At 44.2% G+C, this 8497-nt stretch carries 5 protein-coding genes; 4 read left to right on the top strand and 1 reads right to left on the bottom strand.

Annotated elements, in window-relative coordinates; all coding sequences use genetic code 11:
- The first annotated feature begins 70 nt into the window (after positions 1 to 70).
- From AC23P2_RS28950 to AC23P2_RS28965, 4 genes are all read left to right on the top strand, one after another.
- Positions 71 to 2611 (top strand): putative Ig domain-containing protein, encoded by a 2541-nt coding sequence (locus AC23P2_RS28950; protein ID WP_487776432.1) that lies wholly within the window; start codon positions 71 to 73, stop codon positions 2609 to 2611.
- A gap of 74 nt (positions 2612 to 2685) precedes the next feature.
- Positions 2686 to 5745: a putative Ig domain-containing protein gene (locus AC23P2_RS28955; RefSeq protein WP_487776433.1), complete on the top strand. Its 3060-nt coding sequence runs from the start codon at positions 2686 to 2688 to the stop codon at positions 5743 to 5745.
- A 70-nt stretch (positions 5746 to 5815) separates the two neighbouring features.
- A complete protein-coding gene (locus AC23P2_RS28960) occupies positions 5816 to 6820 on the top strand; it encodes a M28 family peptidase (protein WP_487776434.1) in 1005 nt (334 codons plus the stop codon).
- 272 nt (positions 6821 to 7092) lie between these two features.
- On the top strand, positions 7093 to 7485 hold the full coding sequence (locus AC23P2_RS28965) for a hypothetical protein (protein ID WP_487776435.1): 393 nt from the start codon (positions 7093 to 7095) through the stop codon (positions 7483 to 7485).
- Between the two features lies 1 nt (position 7486).
- Here the strand turns inward: AC23P2_RS28965 and AC23P2_RS28970 are convergent, their stop codons facing one another.
- Positions 7487 to 8212, bottom strand: a complete 726-nt coding sequence (locus AC23P2_RS28970; RefSeq protein WP_487776436.1) for a serine aminopeptidase domain-containing protein — start codon at positions 8210 to 8212, stop codon at positions 7487 to 7489.
- Positions 8213 to 8497 lie beyond the last annotated feature (285 nt).

The following is an 8497-nucleotide window of genomic DNA, read 5'->3' on the forward strand; positions in this document are numbered from 1 at the left end:
GTTAGGAAGTTAGGAAAACGTTGCTTTTCTTTACTTTCTAACCTTTTTTCATTTTAATAATCCACATCGTATGAAACGTCAATGGTGTTTGTGGTGGTTGGGGATGATGTTGATGGTTTCGGGAGTATATGCCAACGACCAGCAACGGTATTTGGCTTATCTTCAACTCAATTTGAGTCGGGCGGCGGATGCTGAACTCGATATGATGGAAGAGGCCGTGAAGGCAGGCTGTAATGCCGTTCACTTAACGATACATTGGGACTATGTGTATCCTTCGGCCACCTCTCAGCCCGATTGGAAAAAATACGATAGTCAAATTGCCCTCGCCCAAAAATTGGGCGTAAAAGTCGCGTTGCGTATTTATTTGGGTCGAAACGAGGGCAGAATTGCTGGTTTTATGTCCAATGAGGAACGACAGCGCGACCAGCAAGGCCGTGCGTTGGTATCGGGTTATGCAAGTACGTATTTTAGCTTTGCAAGTCAGCCAGCGGTTGATAAAGGCAATAGCTTTATCAAAGAAGTATGCGAGCGATATAAAACTGCGCAAGAGCAAGGCATTATTTCTTGGGTATCGGTGTGTTTAACTCCTACGCAAGAAACAGGTTATTTCTTCGAAAATTCGTCGGAAGGGTATCCTCACCCCACTGTGTTTGACTACTCGCCCGCCATGAAGCGAGAGTTCCGAATTTGGTTAAGTAGAAAATACACCAAAATCGCCCGTCTCAATGTCTTTTGGCAAACCGAATACAAGGATTTTCAGGAAGTAGAACCACCCACGGCTCTGGCCAACCGCGACCAAGTGTTTTGGGGGCAGGCGGGAAAAGATTGGTACGTGTTTCGGCACGCTATTTTTAAGCAGTTTATTGAACAAACAACCCGCACCATCAAAAATGTGCATTCGGGCTACCGCGTTATTACCGATTTTGGCTCGGTCTTTGACCAACTCAGCGCTGTTTGTGGTAGTGTTGCGTTCAGAGATTTAAACTCAGGAACGGATGGGGTGAAAATCAACAACGACGTTCGCTACGACCACCGTTTTTCGATGGATATTCTGAGAAGCAATGTATTGCCAAATCAGTGGATTTTGAATGAAGTTTTTCCTGATTTTAAGGCACAAAAGGCAAGTGATCTGATTACTAAGCAATTTGACGAAAGCTACGCCCACGGCGCACGCTGGATTAGTGTGGTACTTGGCACAAAAGAAGTATTGGAGCAAGCTAAACCTATTCTAAAAAGTACAGCTACTAAGTGGTTGTCAGCTCCTTTTGTCGATGTATTGCCTAAGGATTACATGACCTACAATCTTTCGCGTGTGTTAGAGTTTGGCTATTTTAGTGGAGGGGTTTATGGAGAATGGGCCAATCGCGCAGGACCAGAGTCAAATCGAAGCCCAGTGAATATTCGGATGGTCGAAGATATTTTGGCTGATTCGCTGCAAGGAGCGATTAACCGCCCGCCTTATGTCAAAAACGCACTACCTACTAAGACCATTAAGGTAAACTCCCCCTTTTCTTATCGCTTGAGCTCGGAGGTATTTGTGGATGTCGATGGTGCCATAAACAGTGTTGTACTGCAAGGACAGCCGTCATGGCTTAGGTTTTCTAATGGTATTTTTTCAGGAACACCGACCCAAACGGGAATTTATACTTTTACCGTTCGAGCTACCGACGACGACGGGGCGACGGTTGAAACAAGCTTTACGATTATTGTCGATAATTTAGGCCGTTTTAATCAAGCACCGACGCTTCGCAAACGTATCTCTAATGCTGTAGGGTTGTACAAGCAACCCTTTATTTTTTCAATTTCAGACAGTACGTTTGTTGATTCAGATGGCTTTATTAGCCGAATGGAAGTCATTGGTTTGCCCGAATGGGCACAGTACCGCAAAGGAGAAATTCGCGGTTTGGCTGATACTGTTGGTGTGTATTCGTTGCGGGTAAGGGGGTACGACGACGAAGATGCCGTCGTTGAAACATCTTTTACCATTACCATCAATTACCCTACTGTTTCCTTTGATTTAATCCAAGCGGGAAAACCTGGACAGCGATTTTTGATCAAACGGTTGCAGCCCAAAGAGCAATTGCTGCAACATCAGTTGCCAACGGCGGTCAATGTGTATGCCAACTGCGATGCCGTTTTTGATGCTTTTGATTTGGAAATTACGGGTGCGCAGTACCAAAAAACGTACACAACAAGTTCTCCTTTTTCGCTTTATGAGGGAGACGCTGGCCTTCCCGTAACGGCAGGGAAGTATTTTTTGAGAGGTAAAGCTTATTTTCGTAAACAACTGATTGCGTCAACAGAATATGAATTGGAATTTTTGCCCTCAGATCCAGTCTCAAAACAGCCTATTTCGGTAGAAGATTGGTCGGTATTCCCGAATCCAGCTACTGATTTTGTCCATCTCAAACACCCCTCGGGCAAACTGTCATCTCCTCGTTTTGTGACGCTTTTGGGACAAGAAATCACTGTGCCTGAAGAAACAATGTACCGCTCTGGGACGCAGATTTCGTTCAATTTGCGGCAGTTGCGACTTGGTGCAGGCATTTATTTCTTAAAATTACAGCTCGAAGATGCCACATGGAAAGTGTTTCGAGTCGTCAAGTATTAATCAAGTATAGCGGGTTGCTCTCAACCCGCTTATCAGTTGTAAAGGTTTGTAAACAAACCACTTATTATTCCAAAATGATAAAAATAGTAGGTATTTGGTTAGGAGTGATTTGGGCTACGATGGCGGTTGCACAGCAGGGAGCACAACAGCGATACGTAGGTTTGCAGTTGTTGAATCTAAATGCCGAACCAGATTATGGTGCCGACATCATTGAGCAGTCCGTAGGAGCAGGTGCCAATTTGGTCGTATTGACGATTTATTGGGATGAAGTGTATAAAACAGCAACTTCACAACCCGATTGGCGGCAGCCTGACCGCCAGATGGAACAAATTGCACGGCTCGGCGTGAAAGCGGGAATCCGAATCATGCTTGGACGGAAAGCAGAACGTCTTCAAGGATTTTGGACGTCAAATGAAACCATGAACGATGATTTAGGACGGCAACTTTGGGGGGTATATGGACGGACTTGTTTTAGCTTTGCCCATGCGCCAACGGTGACCAAAGCCCAAGGTTTTTTGAAGGAAGTATGCCAACGCTATAATGCCTACCAGTCGCAAGGAAATATCTTGTACGTGACTTTTGTCAATACCCCAACCCAAGAACTTGGCTATCATTACGAGACAGAATTAAACGGTGATTACAAACAGGTGTATCCGACAGGTTTTGATTATTCGTCGCCATCTTTGGAGGCGTTTAAGGGCTGGATTACGCAGCAGTATAAGCGCATCAATAAACTCAATTACATTTGGGGGACTAAATTTACCTCCCTCAACGACGTTCGACCACCAACTACCGCCTATCGCCCATTACCCGCTTACCGAACCCGCGCAGGAAAAGATTGGTATTTGTTCTCTCACCTTCAGCTCAAAAATTTTATTGATCAAAGCATTCGTACCATCAAACAGGTGAATCCGTCGTATAAAGTGGTCAATGAGTACGGAGCCGTGATAGATGCTCAAGCTGCTGTGCGCGGAACGATTGCTTTTAAAAATTTGGATCAAGAAGCTGATGGTACCAAAGTGCATAATGACTTGTATTGGAACCATCGTTTTATCACGGATGTGGTTCGCTCTAATCGTCCAGGAAAATGGATAATGAACGAAACGTTCTTTTCGCCCGTCTATTCGGATGATTTACTCATCAAACATTTTGATGAATGTTTTGAAAACGGCTGTAATGTCGTGACCATGGTGGCAAGTACAAAAGATGCTCGCTTGTCGTCCATTTTTGGTCCAGTAGCAGCCCGATGGAAAAACAATCCTTGGAGTGAGCTAAGGAGCAATGCGACCATAAGTTACAAAGTAACAGAAGTACTTGACTCGACTTCTGTAGTGGTCGAAAAAGCGTGGAGAACCCATGCACAGCCATCGCCAATCGAGGTCAAGATTGAAGAAGACATTTTGGGCGAAGACTATTGGCGAATTTTGGCGACCAATGTTTATCCAGTTGTGGCAAATCCAATCATTGACCGCGCTACAAAACCTAAAAAGACGTATTCTTACACCTTACCCAAAGACGTTTTTCTGGATCCTGATGGGGAAATTGTGACCATCGAAGCCCTTGAAAAACCGCAGTGGTTGACTTTCTCAAATGGTACATTGACTGGTACAGTGCCCGATCAACTTGGAGAGTCAAAAATTACTTTGCGGGCAATCGACGATGAAGGGGCAACGGTACAAACGAGTTTTTTGCTTAAAATAGTGAATGTCAATCAAAAGCCCGTCGTCAAGCGAACTCTTCCCGATTTTGAATCGTCACTCAACCAAACCATTTCATACCCAATTCAGGGCGATATTTTTGATGACCCCGACGGCGTGATTGTTCGCACTCAAGCCATCGGTTTACGACCTTGGATGTCGTTCAATTCAAAAGAATTTTCGGCTTATCCACAAGAGCAAGGGACGTTTACGATAACGTTGCGCGGCATTGACGATGACAGTTCGTACGCAGAGACTTCCTTTAAGGTAAAAATTCTAAATCGGTCGCCGATTGTCAAACAATTGTTGCCCGAAAAAACAATTGCTCAAAATAAAGCCTTTCGTTTCAAAGTCCCGACTTCTATTTTCACCGATCCTGATGGACAAATTACAAAAGTAAAAGCGGTAGGACTGCCTTCTTGGCTTACCTACGATGCCGTTACAAGCACGTTGAATGGAACGCCCACGCAACTGGGGACCTATAAATTAGGAATACGTGCTTATGACAATGGGGGCGATTCGGTCGAGACCGCTTTTGTCCTCAACGTCGATTTATACGGAACCCAAAATGTACCACCAGTGCTTCGCTATACCCCTCCCAATGCGCAATTGTATGTAACCCAGCGTTTTTTATACAAAATTTCTGACTCACTTTTTTACGATACCAATGGGTACGTCGATCGAATCGAAGCGCCGAATTTGCCGTCTTGGCTCACCTTTAAAAACAATGAAATTACGGGAGTAGCGAACGCCGCAGGGATATATGCTGTGACATTACGAGCAGTGGACGATGACGAAACTTCAACGTCAATCACCTTCAACATCGAAGTAAAACAGGCCCAGTTGAGTTTTGAGCTGATTCAGGCAGGAAAAGTGGGAACGCGAAAAAGTTTGGGAGTTTTGAAAAATGGCGATGTTTTAACAGAAGCTACGCTGCCCCCAAGCATTACCGTGTATGCCAATAGTGAAGCCCCCGCAACCAAGGTGAATTTTGTACTTCGAGGGCCATATTCAAAAAATTATACAGCAACGCGCTTCCCTTTTACTCTTTTTGATGAAGAAATGGGTTTTGTACCAATCGCAGGTCGGTATGTTTTAGAGGCAGTTGCTTTTAATGATTCGGCCAAAGTGAGCGTAGCCACTATCCAATTTACGGTAAAATCAGACCAAACATTGCAAGACTGGGAAGCTTATCCAAACCCGTTTGATCGAGTATGCAATGTGAAACTGCCCAAAGACTTGAAGTTGTCATCGGTCGAGTATCAACTATTGACCGCGACGGGAAGTAGTTTGCCGTTGAATAAGGCAGTCGTCACGGTGGTGGAAGAGACAGCCTATATTGACATGACGTCATTGTCATTGCCAAAAGGTACCTATTTCCTCAAAATCCTTGAAAGTGGTTCTCTTAAAAAAATCATTAAAATCCTCAAACTGTAAGTAAAAGAGCGCATTTACATGCCAAACTTGCCTTACTTTTGTACTTTCAAAAAAATAGAAAATCAACTCCATGTTTAAATCAACTAAGTGGATGGTAGCTGCAATGGCGTCAATAACGCTTTGGAATTGTGGTACCAGTACAGATTCATCGTCTTCAGAACAAACAACTGCATCTTCGACAGCCAGCCTTGTAAAAGCCCCTGCGTTTAACGGAGATTCGGCCTATAAATACATTGACAATCAGGTGAAGTTTGGGCCAAGAGTGCCTAATTCGTCGGCCCACGTGAAGTGCGGAGATTATTTGGTTGCGGAGTTAAAACGACTTGGATGTACGGTGACCGAGCAAAAATTTACAGCAACGCATTACGACGGGTCAAAACTGAACGCACGCAATATCATCGGCAGTATCAATCCACAAGCTACCAAGCGAATCTTATTGGCTTCGCACTGGGACAGCCGCCCTGTAGCAGATGAAGATCCCACCAATAAAAAAGGGGCAATAGATGGTGCCAACGATGGCGCTAGTGGCGTAGGAGTACTAATTGAACTAGCCAGGGTGATTCAGCAGGCAGCTCAAAAACCATCGGTAGGGGTTGATATTATGTTTTTTGACGTAGAGGATGGTGGCAATGCTGAAGTCGCCAAAGATAAATTTACGGGTTTCTGCCTAGGTTCGCAGTATTGGGCCGCCAATAAGCACACGCCTAACTATACGGCCTATTATGGCGTGTTGTTAGACATGGTAGGGGCAAAAGGTGCAACGTTTCCTAAGGAAGCATTCTCAAATCAATATGCGGGAGAAATTACGCGTAATATCTGGAACATCGCAGGTCAGCTTGGATACAGTTCGTATTTTATTCAAGAAGATGGAGCGGCCATTACTGACGACCATTTACCAGTGAACGAAACGGCCAAAATTCCGATGGTGGATATTATTCATTTGCAAATGAACAACCCTACCAAAACGTTCTTTGATGCGTGGCATACCCACACGGACGACATGCGGAACATTGACCCAACAACGCTCAAAGCCGTAGGGCAAACCTTAGTGCAAGTGCTGTACCAAGAACAATAAAACCTCTGGTAGGGTTAATGTGCTTTCGGTTGCGCACAGCTGAAATCGTAGGAAGTGCTTTCGGTTGCTCACAACCGAAACCGTGGTTACTCTTTGTTTGTTAATACAGTTGATAACCACGAAAACCAAGAAAACATAGTTTAATTAGGTTGAACACATTAAAATATAGAGTCGCTATTGATTGCCTTTACCCCTTTTTTCTACTAAGATTTAGCCTCGCTGAGGCTACTTTTTTTATGCGTTTAACCTGTAGTTTAATTCAAAAAATACCAATGAAAATCAATAATAATAGCTTTTGGGCGGGAGTATTGTTTGTGTGTGTAATCGGATGTACATCGGCCCCTGACCGAATTGGCGATTTAGACCTAAAAAAATGGCGAAGCGATCGGGGCGGCTGTGAAGGAGCACGCAAAAACCAGCTTGCAGATTTTAAAAAAAATGAGTCACAACTCCTAAATAAGCACATAGATGAAGTAGGTCAGCTATTGGGGCGTCCTGATATTCATCAGCTAGGAGGTCGTGACCAAAAATTTTACGTTTATTTCTTTGAAAAAGGCCCTCACTGCTCCGACATCGCCAAAAAGTCGGAGGGACCCAAAGTAATACTTCGTTTTAATTCCATCGGTTTTTTAGCGGAAGTGATTCACCAAACAAAGCCGTTGTAGTTTATTTTCGTAAAAAGCCCAACATCAACTCATTTATCTCCTTACGTTGGCGTTCATTAGCGCTATCGTCCATATGATTGTGAATGGTGTTGGGTAATTGAACGACAGTGATTTTCCATTTCTTTTGTTCTGCTTCCGTAGGTACTACCCCTTCATCGGCGGGCTGGTCGCTCGACCGCAGCGAATATACCTTGGGCCGACGAGTGCGCGGGAAAGGCATTCGTCGATTGTCCAGTGTAATAACTTTATGGATAAACTGGGGGTATTGGTGAGCAAAGAGCATCGACATATCTCCACCGTTGGAGTGGCCAATGAGTGTTACATGGCGATAGTCCAATGAAGGATATCGCTTTTTAAGCTCTTCTAAAACAAAATAGATATTGGCTACCCCTCGCTCCCAATTGGAGCGACGTACGACTTGGGGGATACCAGTAAGTGGCAATAACTCATCTGTGGGAAGCTCGTGTTGGATGCTAGCAACTAGGTAGCCAGAGGCAGCCAAAGCCTCAGTTAAATAAGAATAGGCTCGATTATCGCCGCCTTTATTGAAGCCATATCCGTGGCTAACAATGACCACTTTCGCTTTTTTTTCCTTGCTAGGCACGTAGAGTTCGACAGGAATGGCGCGGTTTCTAGTTGCGTCAAAAAATACGACACTGTCTTGCTTAAAAGGAATGGATTGAGCCAAAGCAGCGGTGGCGAAGGTAACAAGGAACAATAGTGACATAAAGAGTCGCATAGGAATCAAAGCGGGCTGGCTGTTTTAGGGCGAAAATAATGGTTGTTGTACCAAGACGAAAATAAGTAGCTGTGGTTTCATGGAAATTTAATTTGTACCTAACAGCTCATTCCTTGCTAACTAGCCCATTCGAGGCTTTAGAAAGGAGGCACAAAGGTGGGGAAATAGATATTATTAAATGGTATTTTCGTCATGACAATGGTTCGCTATGATTTTGACAAATTATAAAAAATAAAGGGTAAAGAAGTAGCTTTGTTTTGCGAACCCAAACTA

The sequence above is a fragment of the Runella sp. R0.1_18 genome (assembly GCF_057652155.1).

What these genes read in the sequence shown, in the direction of transcription:
- AC23P2_RS28950 (WP_487776432.1), top strand. Translation starts at nt 71, where the DNA reads ATGAAACGTCAATGGTGTTTGTGGTGGTTGGGGATGATGTTGATGGTT.
- AC23P2_RS28955 (WP_487776433.1), top strand. Translation starts at nt 2,686, where the DNA reads ATGATAAAAATAGTAGGTATTTGGTTAGGAGTGATTTGGGCTACGATG.
- AC23P2_RS28960 (WP_487776434.1), top strand. Translation starts at nt 5,816, where the DNA reads ATGTTTAAATCAACTAAGTGGATGGTAGCTGCAATGGCGTCAATAACG.
- AC23P2_RS28965 (WP_487776435.1), top strand. Translation starts at nt 7,093, where the DNA reads ATGAAAATCAATAATAATAGCTTTTGGGCGGGAGTATTGTTTGTGTGT.
- AC23P2_RS28970 (WP_487776436.1), bottom strand. Translation starts at nt 8,212, where the DNA reads ATGTCACTATTGTTCCTTGTTACCTTCGCCACCGCTGCTTTGGCTCAA.